Source organism: Uliginosibacterium sp. 31-16 (assembly GCF_030730865.1).
GTDB lineage: Bacteria > Pseudomonadota > Gammaproteobacteria > Burkholderiales > Rhodocyclaceae > Uliginosibacterium.
In genome coordinates this window covers 684,176-707,985 of the sequence record NZ_JAVALZ010000001.1, presented here as the reverse complement: position 1 = coordinate 707,985, position 23,810 = coordinate 684,176, and the positions used below count along the sequence as shown (strand labels likewise).

At 62.0% G+C, this 23,810-nt stretch carries 24 protein-coding genes; 10 read left to right on the top strand and 14 right to left on the bottom strand.

Going from position 1 to position 23,810, the window contains the following annotated elements; all coding sequences use genetic code 11:
* Window positions 1-216: 216 nt before the first annotated feature.
* The 9 genes from metW to gshA form a co-directional block, all read right to left on the bottom strand.
* The gene (metW, locus tag Q9Q94_RS03260; protein ID WP_305978582.1) at window positions 217-822 is read right to left on the bottom strand and encodes a methionine biosynthesis protein MetW; all 606 of its coding nucleotides are present in this window, start codon (window positions 820-822) and stop codon (window positions 217-219) included.
* Window positions 823-1,024: 202 nt separating this feature from the next.
* Window positions 1,025-2,158 (bottom strand): homoserine O-acetyltransferase, encoded by a 1,134-nt coding sequence (locus Q9Q94_RS03255; protein WP_305978581.1) that lies wholly within the window; start codon window positions 2,156-2,158, stop codon window positions 1,025-1,027.
* 402 nt (window positions 2,159-2,560) lie between these two features.
* On the bottom strand, window positions 2,561-4,285 hold the full coding sequence (gene ptsP / locus Q9Q94_RS03250) for a phosphoenolpyruvate--protein phosphotransferase (RefSeq protein ID WP_305978580.1): 1,725 nt from the start codon (window positions 4,283-4,285) through the stop codon (window positions 2,561-2,563).
* A 17-nt stretch (window positions 4,286-4,302) separates the two neighbouring features.
* A complete protein-coding gene (locus Q9Q94_RS03245) occupies window positions 4,303-4,572 on the bottom strand; it encodes an HPr family phosphocarrier protein (RefSeq protein ID WP_305978579.1) in 270 nt (89 codons plus the stop codon).
* A 1-nt stretch (window position 4,573) separates the two neighbouring features.
* Window positions 4,574-4,969 (bottom strand): PTS sugar transporter subunit IIA, encoded by a 396-nt coding sequence (locus Q9Q94_RS03240; protein ID WP_305978578.1) that lies wholly within the window; start codon window positions 4,967-4,969, stop codon window positions 4,574-4,576.
* Window positions 4,970-5,002: 33 nt separating this feature from the next.
* On the bottom strand, window positions 5,003-6,067 hold the full coding sequence (locus Q9Q94_RS03235; protein WP_305978577.1) for an FAD:protein FMN transferase: 1,065 nt from the start codon (window positions 6,065-6,067) through the stop codon (window positions 5,003-5,005).
* A 31-nt stretch (window positions 6,068-6,098) separates the two neighbouring features.
* Complete coding sequence (locus Q9Q94_RS03230) at window positions 6,099-6,896, bottom strand: M48 family metallopeptidase (RefSeq protein ID WP_305978576.1); 798 nt, start codon at window positions 6,894-6,896, stop codon at window positions 6,099-6,101.
* Window positions 6,897-7,121: 225 nt separating this feature from the next.
* A complete protein-coding gene (gene gshB / locus Q9Q94_RS03225; RefSeq protein ID WP_305978575.1) occupies window positions 7,122-8,057 on the bottom strand; it encodes a glutathione synthase in 936 nt (311 codons plus the stop codon).
* The gene (gshA, locus tag Q9Q94_RS03220) at window positions 8,054-9,346 is read right to left on the bottom strand and encodes a glutamate--cysteine ligase (protein ID WP_305978574.1); all 1,293 of its coding nucleotides are present in this window, start codon (window positions 9,344-9,346) and stop codon (window positions 8,054-8,056) included. The genes gshB and gshA overlap by 4 nt, the downstream gene beginning before the upstream one ends.
* A 423-nt stretch (window positions 9,347-9,769) precedes the next feature.
* Between gshA and ribBA the strand changes: the two genes are divergently transcribed.
* The 7 genes from ribBA (at window position 9,770) to Q9Q94_RS03185 (ending at window position 14,717) form a co-directional block, all read left to right on the top strand.
* Window positions 9,770-10,891: a bifunctional 3,4-dihydroxy-2-butanone-4-phosphate synthase/GTP cyclohydrolase II gene (gene ribBA / locus Q9Q94_RS03215; protein WP_305978573.1), complete on the top strand. Its 1,122-nt coding sequence runs from the start codon at window positions 9,770-9,772 to the stop codon at window positions 10,889-10,891.
* A 15-nt stretch (window positions 10,892-10,906) separates the two neighbouring features.
* The gene (ribH, locus tag Q9Q94_RS03210; RefSeq protein WP_305978572.1) at window positions 10,907-11,380 is read left to right on the top strand and encodes a 6,7-dimethyl-8-ribityllumazine synthase; all 474 of its coding nucleotides are present in this window, start codon (window positions 10,907-10,909) and stop codon (window positions 11,378-11,380) included.
* Complete coding sequence (nusB, locus tag Q9Q94_RS03205; protein WP_305978571.1) at window positions 11,377-11,865, top strand: transcription antitermination factor NusB; 489 nt, start codon at window positions 11,377-11,379, stop codon at window positions 11,863-11,865. Before ribH ends, nusB begins: the two co-directional genes overlap by 4 nt.
* 70 nt (window positions 11,866-11,935) lie before the next feature.
* The gene (thiL, locus tag Q9Q94_RS03200; RefSeq protein ID WP_305978570.1) at window positions 11,936-12,892 is read left to right on the top strand and encodes a thiamine-phosphate kinase; all 957 of its coding nucleotides are present in this window, start codon (window positions 11,936-11,938) and stop codon (window positions 12,890-12,892) included.
* Window positions 12,893-12,992: 100 nt separating this feature from the next.
* On the top strand, window positions 12,993-13,595 hold the full coding sequence (locus Q9Q94_RS03195; RefSeq protein WP_305978569.1) for a hypothetical protein: 603 nt from the start codon (window positions 12,993-12,995) through the stop codon (window positions 13,593-13,595).
* Between the two features lie 58 nt (window positions 13,596-13,653).
* Window positions 13,654-14,145 (top strand): phosphatidylglycerophosphatase A, encoded by a 492-nt coding sequence (locus Q9Q94_RS03190; protein WP_305978568.1) that lies wholly within the window; start codon window positions 13,654-13,656, stop codon window positions 14,143-14,145.
* Window positions 14,142-14,717, top strand: a complete 576-nt coding sequence (locus tag Q9Q94_RS03185; protein WP_305978567.1) for a hypothetical protein — start codon at window positions 14,142-14,144, stop codon at window positions 14,715-14,717. Before Q9Q94_RS03190 ends, Q9Q94_RS03185 begins: the two co-directional genes overlap by 4 nt.
* 13 nt (window positions 14,718-14,730) lie before the next feature.
* Here Q9Q94_RS03185 and Q9Q94_RS03180 read toward each other — a convergent pair whose 3' ends face one another.
* The gene (locus tag Q9Q94_RS03180; RefSeq protein ID WP_305978566.1) at window positions 14,731-15,996 is read right to left on the bottom strand and encodes a hypothetical protein; all 1,266 of its coding nucleotides are present in this window, start codon (window positions 15,994-15,996) and stop codon (window positions 14,731-14,733) included.
* Window positions 15,993-18,140 (bottom strand): WG repeat-containing protein, encoded by a 2,148-nt coding sequence (locus tag Q9Q94_RS03175; protein ID WP_305979476.1) that lies wholly within the window; start codon window positions 18,138-18,140, stop codon window positions 15,993-15,995. The genes Q9Q94_RS03180 and Q9Q94_RS03175 overlap by 4 nt, the downstream gene beginning before the upstream one ends.
* Window positions 18,141-18,495: 355 nt before the next feature.
* On the opposite strand from Q9Q94_RS03175, the gene Q9Q94_RS03170 reads away from it, so the two are divergent.
* Window positions 18,496-19,077 carry an HD domain-containing protein gene (locus Q9Q94_RS03170; protein ID WP_305978565.1) on the top strand — a complete coding sequence of 194 codons (582 nt, stop codon included), beginning with the start codon at window positions 18,496-18,498 and terminating at the stop codon, window positions 19,075-19,077.
* The gene (locus Q9Q94_RS03165; RefSeq protein WP_305978564.1) at window positions 19,067-19,558 is read left to right on the top strand and encodes a CinA family protein; all 492 of its coding nucleotides are present in this window, start codon (window positions 19,067-19,069) and stop codon (window positions 19,556-19,558) included. The genes Q9Q94_RS03170 and Q9Q94_RS03165 overlap by 11 nt, the downstream gene beginning before the upstream one ends.
* A 91-nt stretch (window positions 19,559-19,649) precedes the next feature.
* On the opposite strand, the gene Q9Q94_RS03160 is transcribed toward Q9Q94_RS03165, so the two are convergent.
* Entirely contained in the window at window positions 19,650-20,396 is a 747-nt protein-coding gene (locus Q9Q94_RS03160) for an NYN domain-containing protein (protein ID WP_305978563.1), read from the bottom strand.
* A 69-nt stretch (window positions 20,397-20,465) separates the two neighbouring features.
* On the opposite strand from Q9Q94_RS03160, the gene Q9Q94_RS03155 reads away from it, so the two are divergent.
* A complete protein-coding gene (locus Q9Q94_RS03155; RefSeq protein ID WP_305978562.1) occupies window positions 20,466-21,062 on the top strand; it encodes a YiiX family permuted papain-like enzyme in 597 nt (198 codons plus the stop codon).
* A 124-nt stretch (window positions 21,063-21,186) separates the two neighbouring features.
* Here Q9Q94_RS03155 and Q9Q94_RS03150 read toward each other — a convergent pair whose 3' ends face one another.
* On the bottom strand, window positions 21,187-22,143 hold the full coding sequence (locus Q9Q94_RS03150) for a nitronate monooxygenase family protein (protein ID WP_305978561.1): 957 nt from the start codon (window positions 22,141-22,143) through the stop codon (window positions 21,187-21,189).
* Window positions 22,140-23,804: a long-chain-fatty-acid--CoA ligase gene (locus Q9Q94_RS03145; RefSeq protein WP_305978560.1), complete on the bottom strand. Its 1,665-nt coding sequence runs from the start codon at window positions 23,802-23,804 to the stop codon at window positions 22,140-22,142. The genes Q9Q94_RS03150 and Q9Q94_RS03145 overlap by 4 nt, the downstream gene beginning before the upstream one ends.
* Between the last annotated feature and the right edge of the window lie 6 nt (window positions 23,805-23,810).

Below are 23,810 nucleotides of genomic sequence, written 5' to 3'. Positions count from 1 at the left end.
CCACCGGATGTGTTATTGCCGGGGGGGCTTCGCAAGTCTCCCCGGTGCTTGTGCAAGCATCAAACTAACGCAATATGGGACCGGGAACAATGAATGCCGCAGAAACGCGGGGAGATGTGTTGCGCAAACCACTAAAACGCGATGAATGGCGGGCGGCGCGTGTTGTCTGGCGCGACTCTTCAGACAGGGGGCCTGAACAGCCGCGTCAGGCAAGGCTCAGGCGGCAGTGCGCCCCAAGCGGTACAGCGCCACACTGGCGAAGTTGTTCGGGTCGATGTCAATGGCCCGGTCTTCGTCGAATGCGGCGCGCTCCAGCACGGCGATGCCGCGTTTTTCGCACAGTTGCTCAAAGTCCGCCATGGTGAAGAAGCGCACGTTGGGCGTGTTGTACCACTGGTGCGGCAGGCTGTCAGAGACGGGCATGTGACCTTCGTTGATCGACACGCGATGGCGCCAGTAACCGAAGTTCGGGAAGCTCACCACGGCCTCGCGACCGACACGCAGCATTTCGCTGAGGATGCCCTCTGTGTTGTGCACGGCCTGCAGCGAGAGGCTCATGATCACGTAATCGAACTGGCCGTCCTCGAAACCGGCGAGACCCTGTTCCAGATCGATCTGCAGCACGTTGATGTGATTGGCGATGCAGGCGGTAACGCGCTCGGAGTCACGCTCCACGCCATAGCCCAGGGTCTTGCGGGTGGCCGCCAGGTGCTGCAGTAATTCGCCGTCGCCGCAGCCGAGGTCGAGCACGCGGGCGCCTTCACGCACCCAGCCGGCGATCACGTCGTAGTCGTGGCGGTCTTGTTGGCCGGTTTTTACCATGAGAGTCTGAATCCGTAGTTGGGCGCATCCGGGTGGGGCGCGATGCTGTGCGCTGGCGAGGCGCGACGACGCTGCGGGCTGATGCCCGCTAGGAGGAGCAACGCGGCCAGCGTGCTGCAGCGCGCTTCAATCGGGTGCGTAGCGATCGTCCGGAAAGCGCGGAGTGATGTGGAGAGTCGAGCTGTCGACTGCGGATTCAGACTCATACTTCGATGTTCTGGAAGTACGCGCGCATCGCGGCGTGGTAATGCGGATCGTCGAGCAGGAAGGAGTCGTGCCCGGCACTGCTGGCGATTTCGGCGTAGCTCACGTCGCGCTGGTTGTGCAGCAATGCGAACACCAGTTCGCGTGAACGTGCGGGTGAGAAGCGCCAGTCGGTGGTGAAGGAGGCGAGGAAGAACTTGGCCTTGGCGCGTGCCAGAGCGGCTTTCAGGTCGCCACCGTATTCGTAGGCCGGATCGAAGTAGTCCAGCGCTTTGGTCGTGAGCAGATAGGTGTTGGCGTCAAAGAAGCCGGCGAACTTGTCGCCCTGATAGTTCAGGTAGGACTCGATCTCGAATTCGACATCAAAATGGTACTTGTGCTCGCCATGGCGCAGCTTGCGGCCGAATTTCTCGGCCATCGCGTCATCCGACAGATAGGTGATGTGGCCAACCATGCGCGCCAGACGCAGGCCGCGCACGGGCACCACGCCATGCTGATAATAGTTGCCGCCGTGAAAGTCCGGGTCGGTCAGGATGGCTTGGCGCGCGACCTCGTTGAAGGCGATGTTCTCGGTCGAGAGTTGCGGTGCGGCAGCGATCACCATGCCGTGACGCACACGTTCGGGGTGGCGCAGGGTCCAGGCCAGCGCCTGCATGCCGCCGAGCGAACCGCCGAGAACGGCAGCCCAGGCGTCGATACCCAGACGATCCGCCAGCAGAGCCTGCGAATCGACCCAGTCCTCGACCGTCACGAAGGGGAAGCTCGCGCCCCAAGGCCGGCCGGTCGCAGGATTGATGCTCTGTGGTCCGGTCGAGCCGAAGCAGCCACCGAGATTGTTGACGCCGACAACGAAGAACTTGTTGGTATCCAGCGGCTTGCCGGGGCCGACGAGGTTATCCCACCAGCCGGTACTTTTCGGCTTGTCGGCATAGGTCCCCGCGACGTGGTGCGAGCCGGACAGGGCGTGGCACACCAGCACCGCATTGGATCTGGCTGCGTTGAGGGTGCCGTAGGTTTCATACACCAGATCGTAGGCGGGCAGTACGCCACCGCTGCGCAGGGCGAGCGGCTCGGTGAAGTGTGCACATTGCGGCGTTACGATGCCGACACTACCTGATGGATTCTTTGTCATCGTCAAAAGCAAAAACCCGATCAGCCAAAGCGTGATCGGGTTTTGTGGTGCCCATCCGCTTTAGCCGTATTTGTTACGCGCCCGCAAGCTGAATCAAATCGGCGCAATGGAGTCGAAATTACTCGCAGAGCGCGAGAAAGTCAAACGGAGCGGCCGCCTTTGGTGACAGAGCCAAAGCACATGCGGAGTGAAGTTTACGCGGGCTTACGTCGGTGCAGGCCTGGCGGGAGGCGTGCTTGCTGTCAGAAACTACTCTTGCAAGGAATGCCCGGAGAGCCTCTTCTGGCGGACTTCTCCGGACAGTGGTGCTGCGAAGGATTGTCTGGCGCGGGTTTTGAGGTGGGTGTGCCGGTAAGCCTTGTCAGAAGCGGCTCTTCAGCCGCCGCCTGACGCGCTTCATCTTCAGAGTTTTTCCACTGCTTCGCGAATCTTGTCCGGCTCTTCGAGCTTGAGGATCTTGGCGACCTTGAGGGCGAGGTCCGCGCTGTTGGAGCGCAGGATTTCCTGCTTGACCTCCAGAATCTGGGTCGGGTGCATCGAGAATTGCTGCAGACCCATGCCCAGCAGCAGGCGGGTGAAGCTCTTGTCGCCGGCCATTTCGCCGCACACCGACACCGGAATTTCGGCCTTGATGCCGGCCTGGATGGTGGCCGAAATCAGGCGCAGGATGGCTGGGTGGAGCGGATCGTAGAGATGGGCAACGGCTTCGTCGGTGCGATCGATGGCCAGGGTGTACTGGATCAGGTCGTTGGTGCCGATGGAGAGGAAGTCCAGACGTTTGACGAAGATGCCCAGTGCCAGTGCGGCGGCAGGGATTTCGATCATGCCGCCGACGGGGATGGCTTCGTCGAACTTGATCTTTTCCGCGCGCAACTGGGCCTTGGCCTGCTCGATGGCGGCCAGCGAGGCGTCAACTTCGTGAGCATGCGCCAGCATCGGGATCAGGATCTTGATCTTGCCGTGCAGCGAGGCACGCAGCAGGGCCCGCAGCTGGGTCAGGAACATCTGCGGCTCGGCCAGGCAGTAGCGGATGGCGCGCAGGCCCAGTGCCGGATTGGTTTCTGGGCGTGGGCCACCTGAATTGAGGTTCTTGTCGGCGCCGATATCCAGGGTGCGGATGGTGACCGGCTTGCCACCCATGGCTTTGGCGACGGCTTTGTAGGCCTCGAACTGCTCCTCTTCATTGGGCAGCGTGTCGCGGTTCATGAAGAGGAATTCGGTGCGGAACAGACCGACCCCGTCGGCGTAAACGTCCTTGACTCCGGGAATGTCCCGGGGCAACTCGATATTGGCCTGCAGCGAAATCTCGATGCCGTCGAGCGTGGCGGCGCGGTTGGCTTTCAAGCGCTTGAGCTTGGTCCGTTCCAGTTCGATGGCACTGCGGCGCAGGCGATATTCTTCAAGGACGCGTTCGTCCGGATCGATGATGGCTACGCCGCGTGCGCCATCGATGATGATGATGTCGTCGTCGCGGGCGATGTGGCGGATGTGACGCAGGCCGACCACCGCCGGGATGCCCAGGCTGCGGGCGACGATGGCCGTGTGCGAGGTGGCGCCACCGACATCGGTGACGAAGCCGGCGACCTGGCTGTCCTTGAAGTGGATGGTGTCGGCAGGAGAAAGGTCGTGAGCGACGACGATGCTGTCCAGCCCGTCGTCCTTGCCGCGGCGCGTGGTGACATGGCCGGGATGCCCCAGCAGAGCCTTGAGTACGCGTTCGACCACCTGAATCACGTCAGCCTTGCGTTCGCGCAGGTAAGGATCGTCGATGTTGTCAAAGTCGTCGACGATCAATTCCATCTGTTGCACCAATGCCCACTCGGCGTTGCAACGACGCTCGCGGATCAGCTTGCAGGCAGTGCTGACCAGCATCGGGTCGTCGAGCAGCATGGTGTGCAGGTCGACAAATGCCGAGACTTCTGACTGCACATTGGCCGAGGCCTCGCGCAGCGCTCGCAGCTCGAAACGGACCTTGGCGGCAGCGTCTTCCAGGCGGATCACTTCGGCCTCCACATGGCGTGGGGCGATCAACAGGTGATCGACCTCCAGCAAGGCATGGGAAACCAGATGGGCACGCCCGATGGCGATTCCATGTGAGACAGGCAGTCCGTGGATGACGAAGGGCATGGGTCGAGACTGTCGCCTTATTCGCGCTCGCCGAAGCGGCTGGCAATCAGTTCGACGATGGCGGCGAGCGCAGCCTCGGCGTCTTCACCCTCGGTCTCTATGGTGAGTTTCGTGCCTTGTGAAGCAGCCAGCATCATGACGCCCATGATGCTCTTGGCGTTGACGCGGCGGCCTTCACGTTCCAGCCAGACATCGCTGCGGAACTGGGTGGCCAGCTGGGTCAGCTTGGCAGAGGGGCGGGCGTGCAGACCCAGCCGGTTGGCAATTTCAGTCATCGCGCGGGGCATTTCAGAAGCCTCCTTTTATGTGCAGCACACCATCGCAGCCGCCGGATATGGCCTTGTGTACTACGGTTTGAATATCGCTCTTTTCCCGGTAGGTCAAGACGCGCAGCAGCATCGGGATGCTGACGCCGGCGACGCCTTCGACTTTACCGGGGATGAGAAGTTTCATGGCAATGTTGGCCGGTGTTGCACCATAGATGTCCGTCAAAATCAGAACTCCCTCGCCGTCATCCACACTGGCCAGCAGCCGCCGGGCTTCATCCAGAGCATCTTGCGGCGCATCCTGCTCGGCTATGCCAAGCTGGGCGATGTGTGGCGGACGCTTGTTGATCACGTGGCAGATGCACTGGATCAAGGATTCGCCAAGGGTGCCGTGAGTGATGATGAGGATGCCGATCATGCGCGTGTGTGCTGCGTGGTGGGCAAGGCGGCCCTACTCTAGCACTTCCCCCGGTTCGACACCTTGAGCCCAGCGCAGACGTGCCCGCATGTCCGTGCTCAACATGATCTTTCCCTGTCCGTCGACCCGCAATACGTGGGCTACGCCGAAGCGTCGGGCCATTGAGCGCCATTCGTCTGCTGCGAGGAAAACCGGCTTGCTGGCTACGTCCGAAAGCATGCCGGCATCGGGGCGCGGGGTGATCAGCACGGTGACGGCCTGGGTGTGACGGGCAGGCTCGCCGGTGCGCGGATCGAGCAGGTGACTGTAGCGCTGGCCGTTCAGGTCGAAGAAACGCTGGTAATCGCCGGAGGTGCCGATGGCTTCACCGTCATACAGTGCCAGCGTGGCCAGCGGGCCGGAGGCACGCGGATGCTGGATGCCAACGGTCCATGGCTGCTTTCCCTTGCTTCCCAGCGCCATGACGTTGCCGCCGATGTTGATCAGGGCGTTGTGGATGCCATGCTCGCGCAGGATGGCTGCGGCCTTGTCCAGTGCCCAGCCTTTGGCGATACCGCCGAAATCAAGAGCGACCGCTGGATTGCGGCTGCGGATCTGGTTGCCGTCGATTTGCAGATCGCTCATGTGAGGCTGCGTGGCGACGGCCTGGCGTAGTGCTTCGGGGGCCGGCAGACGGGCAACGAAGGTGTCGGAATGAAAACCCCAGAGCTGGATCAGTCGGCCGATGGCCGGGTTGAACAGATGTTCGCCGAGTTCGGAATAGGTTTGTGCCGAGCGGATCAGACCGAGCATCTCGGGTTGCACGCTGGCGGTTTCTCCACGCGCCAGAGCCTCGTTCAGGCGGGTCAATTCGGAGGGCTGCCAGGCGTGATAGGTGCGGTGCAAACGGTCGAACTCCCGCAGCACGGCGGCGATGGCGTCACGAGCCTGGGCTTCCGGAGCCCCCTGGGTGACAACTTCCACGCGCGTGCCGAAGACGAACGACTCCTGCCGGACGAGCGGGCCGTCGCCGCAGCCAGCCAACAGGCTGATCAGGCAGATGCAGAGCAGATGACGCAGGATATGGCCGACGGAGAGGAGGGGACTGCAGGCAGGCATGCCCTAATGATAAGGCAGCCGGCCTGTTGCATTACAGCAAATTCTGCAGGGCGCGAATCCGCTCGTTGAAGTATTGCCGATGCGTGAGCGGGTCGCGCTGGATCTGCGCTGGACCAGCTGGTCCCTGACCATGCTCGATGGCATCCTGCAGCAAGCGTGCCGGCAGTCCGTTGGTCCGCAGCATGGACAGTGCGTAGCGATCCGCTTCCAGCACGTGCTCGCGCCCATAGTCAGCGTGCTCCAGTCCGTTGACCAGGGCGCGCACACTGCTTTCGCTGCTGCCGACAAAGGCCGCCGAGGCGAGCCAGAACAGATTGTGCTCGATGGCGCTGCGCAGGGCGTGGCGGTAATACAGATGACCCAGTTCGTGGCACAGCAAGGCCAGCTGTTCTGCCGGATCTGGCACGGTTTGCATGAACTGGTCTGTCACGATGATCTCGCCGCCCGGCAGGGTCAGCAGCATGCGGTCGGAAGCGAGGTTGCGCCGGAACAGCAGGCGGTATGGCGGGGCTCCTTCAGGAGCAGCATTCAGGGCAGCAAAGCGGTCGCGCAGGGCGTCCTGCTCCGCCAGAGGGCGTTGTGAAGCGAGCAGTGTGCCGGTTTCCAGATGAGCCAGGACTTTTTCAGAGCTGGTGCGGACCCAGCTGCCGGGAAGGCTGTCGGCCAGGGCTTCGGCCAGGTTGGGGGTCATCAGGCGCAGACCTGCCGTCAATGCTGCGGTACAGGCCAGCAGCAACAGCAGGATGTTGATGCGGTTACGGTGCAGCCAGCCATGAACCTCGGTGCGCTTGCCGGACCCGGGCAACAGGCTGGAGGCGGCCTTGTGCATCGCCCCTTTTTTGCGTGAGGCATGTGGAAGCTTGAATGATGGTATTTCAAGCCGACTGCGGTGTAGTTGTGAATAGAATAAACGCATATTCGTCGGGCTGGGGAAGGGGTTGCCGTTGCTCTGAATTATGCGGAGCAGGCAAGCACCGACGGACCAAACGCCCATTGGTCGGTAGGCCAAGAAGGGCAGCGGCTGGAGCGCCTACATTGCTGCGGCGCAAAGCTCCTACAACTGTTCCAGAGCCTGGATGAGCCGGGTTGCGATATCGCAGCCGGTCTGCTGGAATATTTCGACCATGCAGGTCGGGCTGGTGACGTTGATTTCGGTGAGATGTCCACCAATCATGTCCAGTCCGACGATGAGCAGACCCCGTTGCCACAGGACCGGAGCCAGCGCCTCGGCGACTTCACGTTCGCGGGCAGTCAATGGCATGGCGACGCCCTTGCCGCCTGCGGCGAGGTTGCCGCGTGTTTCGCCGGCCATGGGAATGCGGGCCAGGCTGTAGGGCATGACCTGACCTGCAATCAGCAATATGCGTTTGTCGCCCTCGCTGATCTGCGGCAGGTAGCGCTGCGCCATGATGGAACGCCGGCCGTTGTCGGTCAGGGTTTCCAGAATGGCGTTGCGGTTCGGGTCGTCCGCACGCACGCGGAAGATGCCTGTGCCACCCATCCCGTCGAGCGGTTTGAGGATGGCGTCGCCCATCTCGTCGATGAATGCCTGAATGCTTGTCGAATCCCGTGCGACCAGTGTAGTTGGCGTGAACTGCGGGAATTCAGTGATGGATACTTTTTCCGAATGATCGCGAATGGCCCGCGGATCATTGAAGACCTTTGCTCCCTGTGCGACGGCGCGTTCCAGCATCCATGTTGCTGCGATGTATTCCGCGTCGAAAGGCGGGTCCTGACGCATCAGCACGGCGTCGAAAGCGGTGAGTGGCTGCGAGGCGCTTGCAGCGGCGGTGTACCAGCAGGCATCGTCAAGACTCACGTCCAGTGCGGATGCCAGGGCATGCACCTCGCCGTCCCGCACCAGCAGCCCGTCCCGGGCGATGGCAAAAACAGAATGCCCGCGTGCCTGGGCGGCACGCATCATGGCTACGCTGGAATCCTTGTAGGCCTTGAGTTTGTCCAGCGGATCGACGATGAACGCGATCTTCATGCCAGCGCCACTTCTGCCGGAGCGGTCTGCTCCAGCTCCAGCGATGCGGCCAGCAAAGCCAGGCGTGCGACCACGCCATAGGCGTAGAAGCGGTTGGGGGCTGCGTCCGGCGCCTGTTTGCAATCCGGCACGTTGCAGCAGGTTTCAAACGCCAGTGGTTCGAAATGCATGCCCGGGGCGTTGAGGTTTTCGTCGCGGCCGCGTTCGCCATGCACGCGGTAGAAACCGCCCACCACGTAGTGGTCCATCATGTACACCACCGGCTCGGCCACGCCGCCATTAACGGTTTCCAGGGTATGCACGCCCTCCTGGATGATGACTTCGGAGACCTGCTGGCCTTCCTTGATCACACTCATCTTGTTGCGCTGGCGGCGGTTCAGCCCGGTCACTTCGGAGGCATCACGCACGGTCATCACACCCATGCCGTAGGTGCCGGCGTCCGCTTTTACCACCACGAAGGGGGTTTCCTTGATGCCGTACTCGGCGTATTTCTGGCGAATCATGGTCAGCAGCGAATCCACCTGTGCCGCCAGGCAGTCCTCGCCGGTGCGCTCGTGGAAATTGATCTCGCCACAACGTCCGAAATATGGATTGACCAGCCAGGGGTCGATATCGAGCAGGCGTGCGAAGCGTGCGGCGACCTGATCATAGGCCGCGAAATGGATCGACTTGCGCCGTGTGGCCCAGCCGGCGTGGATCGGTGGCAGCAGCCATTGCTCGTCCAGACCTTGAATGATGGCTGGAGCGCCAGCCGACAGGTCGTTGTTGAGCAGGATGGCACAGGGGTCAAAGCCGGCCAGACCGAGGCGGTTACCCTTGCGGACCAGAGGTTCCAGAATCAATTGGCTGCCGTCAGGCAGGTCTACTGGTGTGGGTGCAGTGATTTCCGGCAGCAGCGAGCCGATACGCACATTCAGCCCGCTCAGGCTAAGGATGTTGGCAATCTGCGCCACGTTCTGCAGGTAGAACAGGTTGCGCGTGTGGTTCTCGGGTATCAGCAACAGGTCACTGGCGTTCGGACACAGGCGTTCGACCGCTGCATGGGCGGCCTGCACGCACAAGGGCAGGAAATCCCGGTTCAGGTTGTTGAAACCGCCGGGGAACAGATTCATGTCCACCGGTGCCAGTTTGAAGCCGCTGTTGCGCAGGTCCACCGAGCCGTAGAAGGGTGGGGTGTGCTCCATCCACTGGCTGCGGAACCATTGTTCGATGCGACAGGCGTTGTCGAGCAGGCCCTGTTCCAGCGCGAGCAGGGGGCCGGAGAGGGCGGTGGTCAGGTGGGGCACCATGGTCAGCCTCTTTTCATGAAGGGTTGGGCGGCTTGCCGGGCAGGCGATGGTACTCCAATCGGCACAGTGCAGTCTTTCCCGGGCGGGGGGGCGTCGAATCGCGTAAAATCAAGCTTTGCAAGACAGGCCACTGGGTTTCTTCCTCTCGGGTACTCGGATGTTGTTGCGGTCGCCAACGCTGTTGGGCGTGCGAATCTGGTGGCCGGGGTGCTTGCCTTGAATGCGGGAGCTATCGGTGATAGCCGGCGCACGGGGGCATGGACACATCGGCAGCGCCGGCCTGGTGTTGACTAACTGGGTGCGGAAACCGGATTTTCAAGCCGTCAGTTTCTCCAGACCATGCGGACTGGCAGAAAGCGCCATTCTGGCTTGACCGGGGAGCCACCCACAGAGCTGTATGCAGCAATGAAAGAGTACGGAAAAATGAATACGAATCCAGCAAGCGCCAGCGTTCTTTCCCCGGTTCGCGACATCATCGAAGATATTCGCGCCGGCAAGATGGTCATCCTCATTGATGATGAGGACCGCGAGAACGAGGGCGATATCGTCATCGCTGCCCAGCACATCACGCCGGAGGCGATCAATTTCATGGCGCGCTACGCGCGCGGCCTGATCTGTCTGACGCTGACCGAAGAGCGCTGTCGGCAGCTCGGCCTGAACCCGATGGCGCGCGACAACCGCAGCCAGTTCACTACGGCCTTCACGGTCTCCATTGAAGCCGCCGAAGGTGTCACCACCGGCATCTCGGCGGCGGATCGGGCCCGCACCGTGCAGGCCGCTGTGGCTCGCAACGCCCGCCCGGCCGATATCGTGCAGCCGGGGCATATCTTCCCGATCCAGGCCAAGCCGGGGGGCGTGCTGGTGCGCGCCGGGCATACCGAAGCCGGTTGCGATCTGGCCGGGTTGGCCGGGCTGGAGCCGGCCTCGGTGATCTGCGAGATCATGAACGAAGATGGCAGCATGGCGCGTCTGCCGGATCTGGTGCCTTTTGCCCAGCAGCATGGCTTGAAGATCGGTGCCATCCGCGACCTGATCCACTATCGCTCCGCCGTTGAAAAGCTGGTTGAGCGTGTGGCCGACAAGCCGGTGCAGACGGCGCATGGAGAATTCCGTCTGGCGGCTTTCTCTGACCGTGCCTCCGGCGACCTTCATCTGGCCATGTATAAAGGCGAGATCAAGCCTGAAGTGGATACGCTGGTGCGCGTGCATGAGCCGATCTCGGTGCTCGATTTTCTGGATGCCGCCAACAGTCGTCACAGCTTTCCGATTGACGACGCGCTGGCGCGTATCTCCGCGCATGGCAACGGCGTGCTGATCATGCTGCGCCGCCCCGAGAGCAGCGAGGAAATGCTTGCCGCGCTGGGCATCAAGGCGGATGAACAAAAACCCGCAGCCAAGTGGGACCCACGCCTGTTCGGAATCGGCGCGCAGATCCTGCGTGATCTGGGGGTTGGCAAGATGCGCGTACTCGCCAAGGCGCGACACATCCCGAACATGACCGGTTTTGGTCTCGAAGTGACCGGTTACGAAGAACCCAAGGCCTGAGAAGGAAGACCATTCATGTCCCGTTTTGAAAACGTTCCCGAAATTTCCCAGAGTCTCGACGGCAAGGGTTTGCGCGTGGCCATCGTCGCCGGGCGCTTCAATGCCAACGTTGGCGAAGGCCTGCTCGGTGCCTGTGTCGAGGAATTGCTCGCCCGCGGCGTTGCCGCCAGTGACATCCTGATTGCCAAAGTGCCCGGCGCGCTGGAAATGCCGCTGACCCTGCAGACCCTGGCGCAGACCGAAGAATATGACGCGCTGATCGCGCTGGGCGCGGTAATTCGTGGCGACACCTATCACTTCGAGATCGTGTCCAACGAGATGGCTGCCGGCATCACCCGCGTGCAGCTCGACTGGGACATTCCCGTCGCCAATGGCGTGCTGACCACCAACACCGATGAACAGGCCGAAATCCGCATGGACGTGAAGGGCCGCGAATGCGCCCAGTGCGCCATCGAAATGGCCAACCTGCTGAGGACGATCCGCGCATGAGCGACGACAACAAAGAACTGATCCCGCAAGAAACTCCCAAAAAGACCCCGCGCCGGCTCGCACGCGAAGTCGCGATGCAGGGCCTCTACCAGTGGCGCATGAGCGGCAACTCCCTGCCGCTGATCGAAGATCATCTGGAGCAGGAAAGCGAAGAATGGGCGCGTGCTGATAAACCGTTGGCACTGGTGCTGCTGCGTGGTGCAGCAGCCAATGCGGATGCGCTGGAAACCGAAGTGGCCGGCTGTATCGATCGTCCGCTGACCGAAGTTTCACCCATCGAGCGCGCCATCCTGCTGCTTGGCGCCTACGAACTGGCGCATCGCATCGAGACCCCGTATCGCGTGGTGATCAACGAAGCCATCGAACTCGCCAAGTCTTTTGGCGGTACCGATGGCCATCGCTACATCAACGGCGTGCTCGACAAGCTGGCGCCCAAACTGCGTGCTGCCGAAGTCGAGCACGCGGCAAAACAGCGGAACCGCTAGGGAGTCGACAGTGGGAAGTCGGGCGTCGGAAACACGACGCCCACTCCCCACTTCTCACTCCCCGCTCCCTATGCCGGGCGAATTTGACCTGATCCGTCGTTTCTTCCATTACCCCACCAGTCATACCGATCTGGGCGTGGGGGACGATGGTGCGCTGCTGCGTCCGCGCCCTGGCATGCAGCTGGTGGTGTCGACCGACATGCTGGTTGCAGGCCACCACTTCTTTCCCCAGGCCGACCCTTTCCTGCTGGGCTGGAAAGCCGCCGCAGTGAACATCTCCGACATGGCGGCGATGGCCGCCGAGCCGCGCTGGATTACGCTGGCCCTGGCTTTGCCGCAGGCTGACGATGAGTGGGTTGGGGCACTGGCACGTGGCTTCCGTGATTGTTGCGAAGCCTATTGCGTGGACTGGATCGGTGGCGATACCACGCGTGGTCCGCTCAACCTGTGTGCCACGGTGTTCGGTGAAGTGCCTGCCGACGCGGCCGTGCGGCGCGATGGCGCGCGGCATGGTGACGACATCTGGATTTCCGGCTGGCCCGGCATGGCTGCGCTGGGTCTGGCTCATTTGCGCGGCGAGCTGCAACTGCTCGACGGCTGGAGTGAATCCTGTCTCGACCGCCTGCACCGCCCCATTCCGCGCGTGGCGCTGGGCATGGCGCTCCGCGGTGTCGCCAGCGCCATGCTGGACGTGTCCGATGGCTTGCTCGGTGACCTGGCCCACATCCTGGAGCGTTCTCAGGTTGGCGCGATGATCGAGGAAACCGCGCTGCCGCTTGACGCTCTGCTGGCCGCCTGCAAGCGCACCGAGCCCGCAATGGCCGCCCTGCTCGGGGGCGGTGACGATTATGAATTGCTGTTCACCGTGCCGCGTGAAAAACGTGGTCAGGTCGAAGCCCTTGGCCGCCACCTCGAATTACCCCTGCATCGTATCGGCCGCATCCTCGACAAATCCGGCCTGTGGCTGCAGCGCGGCGATGGGGTGGTGGAGGCTATTGCGGCGAGCGGCTTTGATCATTTTGCGTAGGGGGAGGGAGTGCAAACTCCGTCACTAAAATCAGCGTATGCGGTGGTCTATGAGTCAAATCGCTTGCAGGAGACAGTTTTAAATTCTCTGTGAGGTGGCAATGAGCTTTTCGGTAAAAATCCAGAAGGATGCGTTGGTCGTGCGTGTTTATTCCCGTCAAATCGCGATTTTTATACTGCTCGGTGTGCTACTCATCGTCTTGGGCGCCTTTGTTCTTTCCCAAGTGCCGGTCAGGGAAAATTGGGCAGGCGCATTGATGGGTGGGGCAGTGTTTATCTGCTTGGGATGCATCATGACCCGCTGGGCTGGTCTTCGCCCAACAGCCGTTGCCGTAGAGATAAGGCCTCAGCGTGATGCCTGTGTGCTTGCAATGACCAGATATTGCATGCTCGGGCGAAGGCAACGACAAGCGTGTACTTGTCAGCAGATCAAGGCACGAGCCATCCATATCGAGGAAGAGCGCTTTCCTGGCGAAGATCGTCAGATGATTGAGGCCGATGATTATTTTGAAGTGCTTGTGGATGGCAAGCGCGATCTGTGGGAAAAACTTTTGCCCGAATCGAGGGCTGACTTCTGCCCATTTTTTTCAAAAAATGAGGTTGATGCCTTGGTCAAGCTCATCAATACGTTTGCCAAAAAAGGCCGCGCAGCGACCAGCATGTTGAGTGCGGACGAATTGCGGATTTTGGGGATACAAGAGTAGCCAACAAATAGCGGATCGCACCTACGATCTGCGCGGGAACGATCAGACCTAAGCCACCATGCGCCCGACTTTCAAACTTCTTGTCGCCCATCCCGCCCATTTCATCTCGCTGGGCTTCGGCTCCGGTCTGGCGCCCAAGGCGCCCGGCACGGTCGGCAGTTTCGTGGCGTGGGGCGTGTATGCCATGCTGGAAAGCAGCGTCCCGCCTGTGTTTGCAGCATGGGTGCTCGTAGCCGCGCTATTGGCGGCATTCTTCATAGGGGCTGCCTGTATAGCAAGGACAGGGGCGGCTCTTGGCGAAGTCGATCATGGCGGGATCGTCTGGGACGAGTTCGTGGCGGTGTGGCTGGTGCTTGCCTGCATTCCGACAGGCTTCCTCTGGCAGCTTGCCGGCGTGCTGGTCTTTCGCGTTTTTGACATCACCAAGCCATGGCCGATCCATATCGCGGATCGTCGTTTCAAGAATGGCTTGGGCGTGATGTTCGATGATCTTCTTGCCGCAGGCTACACCTTGTTGTGCCTGCTCATGGTCGCGAAGGCGCTTGCGTGAAACCGGGCTCCGCACGGGACTGGCTGCCGTCCGTCGTGCTGTTGCTCTTCGTGCTGGGTTTCATGGTGCTGGCTGCCTGGGTCTATGCCCCGTTCTGGGAAGAGGCTTTCCGCTCCGATGATTCCCCTGTGTCCTGGCTGTCATCGGCATTGCTGATCGCCGGCGCGATGCTATGTCTGCGCCTGTGCTCCGAACGCGCCTTGCCCCTGAAGTGGGGGCTGCCTCTGGCGCTGGCGTTGTTGGCGCTGGCGCTCGATGAGCAGTTCATGCTCCACGAATGGTTCAAGCATGCCTTCCTGCCGGGCCTGCTGCATCAGCGTGCGCCGGGCGGGCTTGCTGATCTGCCTGTCCTGCTGGTTGGTTTCGGTGGCGTCCTGCTCGCCTGGGCTGCCGGCCGCTGCGGGTTTCCGCGCAGCACCACCGGCCTGCTGCGCGCGGCGGTTGGTGTCGGTCTGCTGGCCATCTGGGTCGATCTGGGCTCGCCGCCGGTATGGCTGGCGTTTCTGGAGGAAGGCTGCGAAGTCCTGGCTGAAGCCCTGTTCCTCTCGGCACTGTTGCAGTTGCGGCAATGATCGCGCGGCAGGTTCATGTGCAGTCTTCGTCTTCGTCCGCGCTGAGCAGATACCATTTTCCGTCGATGTTGGCGTAGACCGCATTCCAGATGCCTTCGGCGCTTACCTGCGGCTCATAGCGCCCCCGCCAGTTCGATAGATCGGCAACCCCGTCGCCATCCAGGTCGATGTCGTCCACGTAGAGCAGGGCGTACATGTCCTTGCCGCTGGATTTACGGGTGAGGATGCGTGCCTTGTCAGTGGCAGGTTTGCCGATCCAGCGCACGATGGCCTGCTTCACAAGGGGGGAGCCAGGCTCGGTGCGCACGAAAGCACTGCCGGGCAGCTCGGTGCTCCAGCCCCGACAGGCGAAATACTCGAAGCCGAAGCTCATCTTCTGGACGCGTGCGGTGACGGGGCGGGCTTGTGCAGTGATGCCCTGAAACAGCGCCGGGGTGTAGAACTCCAGCGCTAGTGCCGCGACATCCCAGTGGCCCAGCACGGCTTCCAGACCGGTGTCGACGAGGCGGAAACCGTCGAGCGGGGCATTGATGGCGTAATGTGCAGGTTTGAACTGCGCCACGCGCATGGGCGCCTTGTTCCAGGCCGACAATGCATCAGCCAGCCCGGCGGATTGCCAGTCCCTGATGCGCGGCAGCACGGCCAGAATGTCACCGGTATGAAAATACGATGGTTTCGCTTGCGGCAGCCCCAGACGCTGCAGGGCCAGGCCGGCATTGCCCTCGAAAGAAGAGGCGGCAGGCCAGTTGGCGTCTCCCGGCACGCTGGGCAGGCTGGCGACAATGCCTTCGGCAAGGCGTGCTTTCATCGCATCGAACTCGGCATTCCGGGGGCGCAGAGGTTTGGTCAGGCGGTATTCGCGTTCGCGGGTCTTGTCATCGAGCTGCCAGCCTTCCAGTGCGCGGGCGCTGGCCAGCCAGGCGCCGAGGGAGGGCTGCAGCCAGAAGGCGCGTGCGGTCCATTCAAAGCGGGCCGCCGGATCAAGCTTGTCGGCTTGCAGTGCCTTGCGGATCTCCTCGGCACTCAACGGTGCGGCGCGCAGTTCGGCACAGCGCATGAAGCTGGATTTTCCCGCGCCTTCCGGGCGGACTTCGCACCACTCGCCACGCCGGTTCGCCAGCTCGACACGGGTTCCGAGCAGCAAGGCGTCACCATTGGGCGTCTTGTCGCCAGCGTTTGCATAGACCGGGGCATGGGCACGAATGACATTCAGGGTTTCTGCATGCGCCAGCGCGGGCAGCGCTGTCACGAGCAGACAGGAAAAGAGGCGGTGAATCATCGGCGGGTTCCGGTCAGCGGGGTGGGGATGAGCAGCGAGCCATCGGGGCGCAGCAAGGCAAACAGGCGGTTTTCCTGAATGCCGACCTTGAGCAAGCCAGTATCCAGACGAGTGATCGAGCGCGGTCGTGGTGGCAATTCCAGCGGTCCAGACTTCGTGACGGGGGGGCTCTGCGGCTCCTGCGTGATGCGTGCGAGTCCGTCATGGAACGCTTCGGCGGAGCTGAAACGCGGCTCGATCTGCCAGCTGCCATCGCGCCGGATATAACCCCAGAAATTCCCCGATTGCGCTGGGGCGAGGCCGTTCACGAATGGCCCCGGCGCGCTGCTGAAGCTGAGGTCGCCGAGTTTGCCCTGGCGATTGATCAGGCGCCACTCAGGGATGGGCTCACCTTTCGCTGCCGGCATCGCCACCGCGGCCCAGCCTTCGTGCATCGGGCGGGTTTCCGCGAAGCGAGCCGCAATGACGAGCTTGCCACTGCTGTCGACGAAGCCCCAGCGCCCGCCGCTCTTGACTGCCGCAAGCCCTTCAGAGAAAGGTTCCGCGTCTTCGAAGCGTGGTTCGATCAGCCACTGTCCCGAGCTGTCTGCGTAGCCCCAGCGCGCGTTGAGGGCAAGCGGCCGGGGTGACGTGTCTGTTGTCGCTGCAGGAACCGGCGCAGTAATGCGCTGACCACGGCGATCAATGAAAACGGTGCGATTCTGTTTGTCGGTGACGCGCGCCAGACCTGCGTGGAAACTCTTGGCACTCTCGAAACGCTCCTCGCCGAGGGGGCGGCAGTTGTGATCGATGTAAGTCCAGCCTTCACCACCGATCATAACGGCCGCCAGGCCTTCGGAGAAGGAGCGCGCTTCCTGGAACGTCGGCGGGATTACCCAGTAGCCGTCCCGATCCACAAAGCCTGCTCCGCTTACGCGTGCCAGCCCTTCGCTGAAATCCTCGGCTTCCCATAGCTGCGGCCCGATCCGCATCCGGCCGCTGGGGTCGATGAAGCCGAAACGTCCGGGGCGTGGGTCATCTTCGCGGATCTGGGGGCGGGGCATCAGCGGTGTCGTGAGCGCCTTGCCCTGCGCATCCAGCAGCATCGCCTGGTCGATGTACCAGGCGATGCTGCTGCCCTCAGGCAGCGCCTCGACATCGGTGTAGCGCGGTGCCACCCGCCAGCCACCCTGCGCGTCAGCCAGACCGTACAGACAACCCTCGCGGCGGCGGGCCGGAAGGCTGGGCGCCTGATCAGCCACGACTTGTCCGCGGCGATCAACTTCATGCCAGTGCCCCTTGTCGTCGAGCACATTGAAACGGTCTGGTCCGAGTACCTGCGCGTCGCTGTATCGTGGGGGCAGTACCCAGGAGAGGCGATTGTCGATCAGTCCGACGCCCTTGTCTGTGCCGGCCCTGGCCAATCCGTTCAGGAAGGGTTCGACGCTGCGGAAATCCTTGCTGCGCAGTCTGCCGGTGAGATCAATGAGCTGTCCGTTCTCGTTGTCGAGGACCAGGCGTTCGCCGAGATAGGTCAGCAAATCACCGTTTCTCCGCGTTGCTGCGTCCTGTTTGCGCTGGATCAGCCAGCGTCCCTGATGGTCCGTCAGGCCGTAGCGCCCATCGTCGATCTGCAGGCTGACCACGCCGTCGGCGTGCACGATGCCATTGTCGACTTTGGCGCGAAACAGCTCCGGTGGCTTGAACAGCAGTTTGCCGTTCGCATCGGCAAAGGCCGCAATTTCGCCCTGGAACTCGTGCAGCACGTAGCCATCGCCACTGCGCCGGATCTCCGTGTAGCGTGGCTCCACACGCCACTTTCCATCCTTGTCGAGCAGCCCATGGCGGCCGCTGACGCGGAAAACCACCAGATCACCAATGAAAGCACCGTGCATGGGCTGGTAGGGCGGATTGCCGGCCGTGCTGAAACGCGCCAGCCAGCGCCCCTGGAGGTCAACCAGACCGATTTCATCCATCGTCCGGGCGATCACCCGGCCGTTCAGCTCCGGGCTGAGTTCCTCGAAGCGTGGTGCGACCAGAACCCGTCCTTGCCGGTTGATCAGCCCCCAGCGGAATTTGTCTCCTTGCCGGAGGGCTACCGTAGCGACTTCGCCAACAAAAGGGTTGATCTGCTGAATACGTGGGTTGGAGCTGCCAGCGCCCATCGCGATCAAGCAAACCCCACAAACCCTCCGGTGTTTTCACGGCGACCATGCGTCCCTGATCGCGCAACTCGATGTCCGAAAACGCAAAGGCCTGGGTGAAATCGGCAGGGCTGGCTTGCAGCCAGGGAACGCGGCGGGGGGAGAGGGGCTGGTTTGATGCTGCCTGGTCGGCGCCCTGTGCAGCGGCGCACAGGCCCAGCAGGAGGTGAGCAAGGCAGGCAAGGCGGATGCGCATGGGCGTGGCGGGCAGTCAGGGTTGCGGCATCATGCGCAAAGTTTATTCCGCTGGCAAGACAGGCTGCACGCCTGGCGTTTTCGGTGGCAAACTCGGGGCTCTTCTGTGCTGGAGCGAATGGTGAGTGCGACCCGATCCCTGCTTGATTTCATCCTGAACCTTGATCGCCTCAAGGCCGTCGAGCGGCGCACCAGCCCGGCCGGGCTGAGCCGGCGGGAAAACAGTGCCGAGCACAGCTGGCACGGCGCCCTGTGCGCGTTGCTGCTGGAGAGTGAGTGCGCCTTTGCAGTGGATGCGAAGCATGCGGCGCTGTTGTTCCTGATGCACGACGTGCCCGAGATCGAATGCGGTGACACTTTCGCCTACGCGGCGGCGCGGGCGGATGCGAGCGCGCTGGAGGCACAAGGCTTGCAGCATCTGCTGGCAACATTGCCGGCGCAGACTGCGGAAAGTCTGCGCAGCCTGTGGGAGGAGTTCACTGCCTGCGAGACGCCGGAAGCGCGCTACGCCAATGCACTGGATCGCGTGATGCCACTGCTGCACAACATTCATCATGGCGGCAAGGTCTGGCGCGAGAATGGCGTGACGCTGGGACAGATCATGGCCCGCAATGGCTTCATCGCCGAGGTGTTGCCACGCGTCTGGCAGATCGTGCTGCCACAGATTGAAAACGTTTTTGCAGGAGCCCGGGATGACACCTGAAATCCGTTTGCTGGCCGAACAGATCGGCCCTGCGTTGCTGGCGCAGAACTGGCAGCTGGCGACCGCCGAGTCCTGTACCGGCGGGCTGATTAGCGCCGCAATCACCGAGGTCGCCGGATCAAGCGCATGGTTTGACCGGGGCTTCGTGACTTATTCCAACGAGGCCAAGGTCGAGTTGCTGGGCGTTTCGCTGCTGACCCTGCATGCACATGGCGCTGTCTCGGAGCAAACCGTGCGCGAGATGCTGGCGGGTGCGCTGGCCCGGTCGGTGGCGCACGTGGCCGTGGCCATCTCCGGTATTGCCGGCCCGGCCGGTGGTACGGAAGACAAGCCGGTCGGTACCGTGTGCTTTGGCTGGCAGCGGCGTGGCTACCCGGCGCGTTGCCTTACCCTGCATCTGGATGGAGATCGTGCCGCCGTGCGCACGGCGGGAACCCGGGTGGCACTGGAAGGCATACTGAGCTTGCTGCAGGAGCACTGAGCAGACATGCCCTGAAAGCCGCGTCGGGATTGCCTGTACGGCACGCTGTGCTGCACAGGCAAGCTGCGTGCGATTCTTCAGGCAGGCGTCTTTATGTGCCTTTGGCCTTGCGTTTGTCGCGCAGGAATACGCCTTTGTCTTCACGGGTTTCCAGATCGAACAGTTCGCTGGCGCGAAACAGATCGACCAGTTTCTTGTAGCCATAGTTGCGTGAATCAAACGAGGCCTGATTGGCGATGTGACTGCCGACACGGCCCAGCGGCGACCAGCCGTCATCGGCTTCGGCGGCTTGCACGGCATTGCGCAGCAGGGTGACAAGCTTGGTGTCACTCTTGAGTTCCTTGACGCCCCATTTCCTCACGCTGACTGTATTGGCACTGCCGGAGCTGTTTTCCTGCGGTGCGGCCTCCATGTCGAGGTAGAGGAATTTCGAGCAGGCATTCACGAAGGGCGTGGGCGTCTTGCGTTCGCCGAAGCCCACCACAGTCTTGCCGTCGGCCTGCAGGCGGGTGGCCAGCGGGGTGAAATCCGAGTCGGACGAGACCAGCGCGAACACATCGACGCGGCGACTGTAGAGCGCATCCATCGCGTCGATCACCAGCGCGATGTCGGTGGCGTTCTTGCCCTTGGTCAGATCGAACTGCTGGATCGGTTGAATGGCATATTCATGCAGCAGTTTCTCCCAGGAACTCAGGCGATCGCCCTTCCAGTTGCCGTAAGCCCGGCGGATGCTGACCGTGCCGAAGCTGGCCAGCTCGTTGAGGATCACATCGACATGTGAAGCCGGTGCATTGTCAGCATCGATGAACAGGGCGACGAAACGGTCAGTGCCATTCATGGGGAATCCTGTTGAGAAAAGTGGCGGCTGCGTTCATTGTAGGCGCTCGTCCAGATTTTCTTCTGCACCATGCGCCCACTCATCTTCCTGATTCTTCTGGCTTCTTCAACCTTGCAGGCGGCGGGCCTGCCGGCCGTGCAGACCGGCGATCTGATCTTCCATACTTCGCGCTCCGCGCAGAGTCTGGCCGTGCAGCGAGCTACCGGCTCGCCGTACAGCCACATGGGCGTGATCCTGCTGCAGAACGGGCAGCCCTGCGTGTTCGAGGCGGTCAAGACGGTGCGCTGCACGCCGCTGGCAAACTGGATCGCGCGCGGCGAGGGCGGACATTTCGTGCTCAAGCGCCTGCGAGCCGCGCCGGATGCGGGGGCGCAGGCCAAGCTGCAGAACGCCGCGCGGGCTTTTGTCGGGCGGCCGTATGACCTGACTTTCGAGTGGTCGGATCAACGCATCTACTGCTCCGAGCTGGTGTGGAAACTGTACGACCGCGCGCTCGGCATCCGCATCGGTGAGCTGCAGCAGCTGCGCGATTTCAAACTGGACGATGCCGCCGTGCGTGCCAAGATGCGCGAGCGCTACGGCGAAAAAGTGCCGCTGGCCGAGCCGGTGATCTCGCCGGTGGCGATGTTTGAATCCGTGCTGCTGGTCGAGGTGCTGCGCCGATAGCTGTCTGAAGAGCCTCACCGCACCTGAGTCTTCACCCGTATGCACGCAAGATCCGCTCTACGTATTGCTGATAGCGGTGCATGGCTGAAGAAGCCCACCAGTGGCGGCTCTTCAGGACGCTCCGTCATTGGCCTGCCAGCGTCTGGCGCGCGGCCGCGTACTCCTGTTGCAGACGGGCGATGAGTTCCGCCGCTGGCAGGACAGCATCGATGCTGCCGACGCCCTGACCCGCGCCCCAGATGTCGCGCCACACCTTGGCGCTGTCCTTGGTGAGGCTCAGTCCGCCAGTGTCTGCGTCGGGCATCTTGTCAGGGTCCAGACCTGCGGCACGAATGCTCGCCTTGAGATAGTTGCCCGGCACTCCCGTGAAATACGGCGTGTACAAAATGTCACTGGCCTTGCTGGCAACAATGCAGTCCTTATAGGCCTGACTGGCTCTCGCCTCTTGAGTGGCGATGAAGCGTGTGCCCATGTAGGCCAGATCAGCGCCCATGGCTTGCGCCGCAAGGATGGCGCTGCCGCTTGAAAGCGCCCCGGCGAGCGCCAGCGGCCCGCTGTAGAAGCGGCGGACTTCGCTGACCAGCGCGAACGGGCTGAGCGTGCCGGCATGACCGCCGGCCCCGGCGCAAACAAGGATGAGCCCGTCCACGCCGGCTTCCAGCGCTTTTTCGGCATGGCGCACGCTGATCACATCATGGAAAACCAGACCTCCGTAGGCGTGGACTTTCTTCACGATCTCGCCCGGCGCATGCAGACTGGTGATGATCAGGGGAACGCGATGGCGGATGCAGACCTCCATGTCGTGCTCAAGGCGCGCATTGGTGGGGTGGATGATCTGGTTGACCGCAAAGGGGCCGATGCGCCGCTCCGGATTGGCCGCACGAGCCTGAGCGAGCGCCGCTTCGATGGTCTGGAGCCATTCTTCCAGAGCATGCTCGGGCCGCGCATTCAGTGCCGGAAAGGCTCCGACCAGACCGCCCAGACACTGCGCGATGACGAGCTCCGGGCACGACAGGATGAACATCGGGGCACAGATGACGGGCAGGCTCAGACGATTCTGCAGCAGGGGTGGCAGGCTCATGACGGCACTCCTTCCCGCAGGGCTCGGCGCAGGATCTTGCCGACATTGGTGCGCGGCAGATCTTCGCGGAATTCAACGTGGTGGGGCACTTTGTAGCCCGTGAGCTGGGTGTGGCAGTGCTCGATGATCATGGCTGCGGTGAGGCGCGGGTCGCTGCGCACGACGAAGATTTTTACCGCCTCGCCGGATCGAGCGTCGGGGACGCCGATGCACGCTACATCCTGGACCGCCGGAATCATGGCAACGACGGCTTCGACTTCGTTCGGATACACGTTGAAACCGGAGACAAGGATCATGTCCTTCTTGCGATCAACCAGGAAAACGAAACCCTTGTCATCAATATATCCGATGTCACCGGTCTTGAGAAAACCATCGGCGTGGAAGACATTCGCGGTCTCGCCGGGGCGTTTGAAATAGCCGGCCATGACCTGCGGTCCGCGCACGCAGATTTCACCTGATTTCCCCGCCTCGACTTCACCATCATCGTCGCGGATCGATACTTCGGTTGATGAAATGGGCAGGCCGATGGAGCCGGAGAAACCTGTTTCAGTGAAAGGATTGATGCACACCGCAGGCGAGGTCTCGGTCAGTCCGTAGGCTTGTACAAGCGGCACGCCCGTGACTTGTCGCCACTTTTCGGCGACGGGCGCCATGACCGCCATGCCGCCGCCGAGCGTGAGGCGCAGCGATGAGAAGTTCAGTTTTGCAAAATCCGGGTTCGCCAGCAGGGCATTGAACAAGGTGTTCACTCCCGTGATCGCGGTGAAGCGATAGCGGCCGAGTTCCTTGACGAAGCCGGGGATGTCACGTGGATTGACGATCAGCAGGTTGGTCGCGCCCAGCCTGAGGAACGTCAGGCAGTTCGCCGTTAGAGCGAAGATGTGATACAGCGGCAGCGCGGTGACGATGAATTCTTCACCGATTTTTATGACGGGATCGATCCAGGCGTCGGCCTGCAGTACGTTGGCGACGATATTGCGGTGAGTCAGCATCGCGCCCTTGGATATGCCCGTGGTGCCGCCGGTGTATTGCAGGAAAGCAATGTCCTGATGGCTCAGCTGCGGAGCATTAAATTCCCTTGCGCGTCCCGCTCTCAGGGCAGCAGCCAGGCTGATCGAACCTGGCAGTTGCCAAGTGGGAACCATTTTCTTGACCTTGCGGACAACGTAGTTGACCACGCGTCCTTTTACAACCCCGAGCATTTCGCCCAGTGATGTGGTGACCACGTGGCGCACCGCTGTATTCGCGACGATTTTCTGCAGTGTGTGAGCGAAGTTCTCAACGATGACGATAACTTCAGCGCCACTATCCTGGAGCTGATGCTCCAGCTCTGGTGCGGTGTACAAAGGATTGCAATTGACGATGGTGCAGCCGGCGCGCAAGGCACCGAACAGACAGACCGGATACTGCAGCAGATTGGGCATCATCAAGGCAACGCGGCTGCCCCGCTGGACGCCTGTAGATTGAAGCCAGGCCGCGAAGTTGCGACTTTGTCTGTCCAGTTCGGCGTAGCTCATGCTAGCGCCCATGCTGATATAAGCAGTCTTGTTTGAAAAGCGTTTGCAGCTCTCTTCAAATATGGCGACTACCGAGCTGTAGCGGGCAGGGTCGATTTCAGCAGGGACACCGGGCGGATAGCTTTCCAGCCATGTTTTTTTCATGTTTTG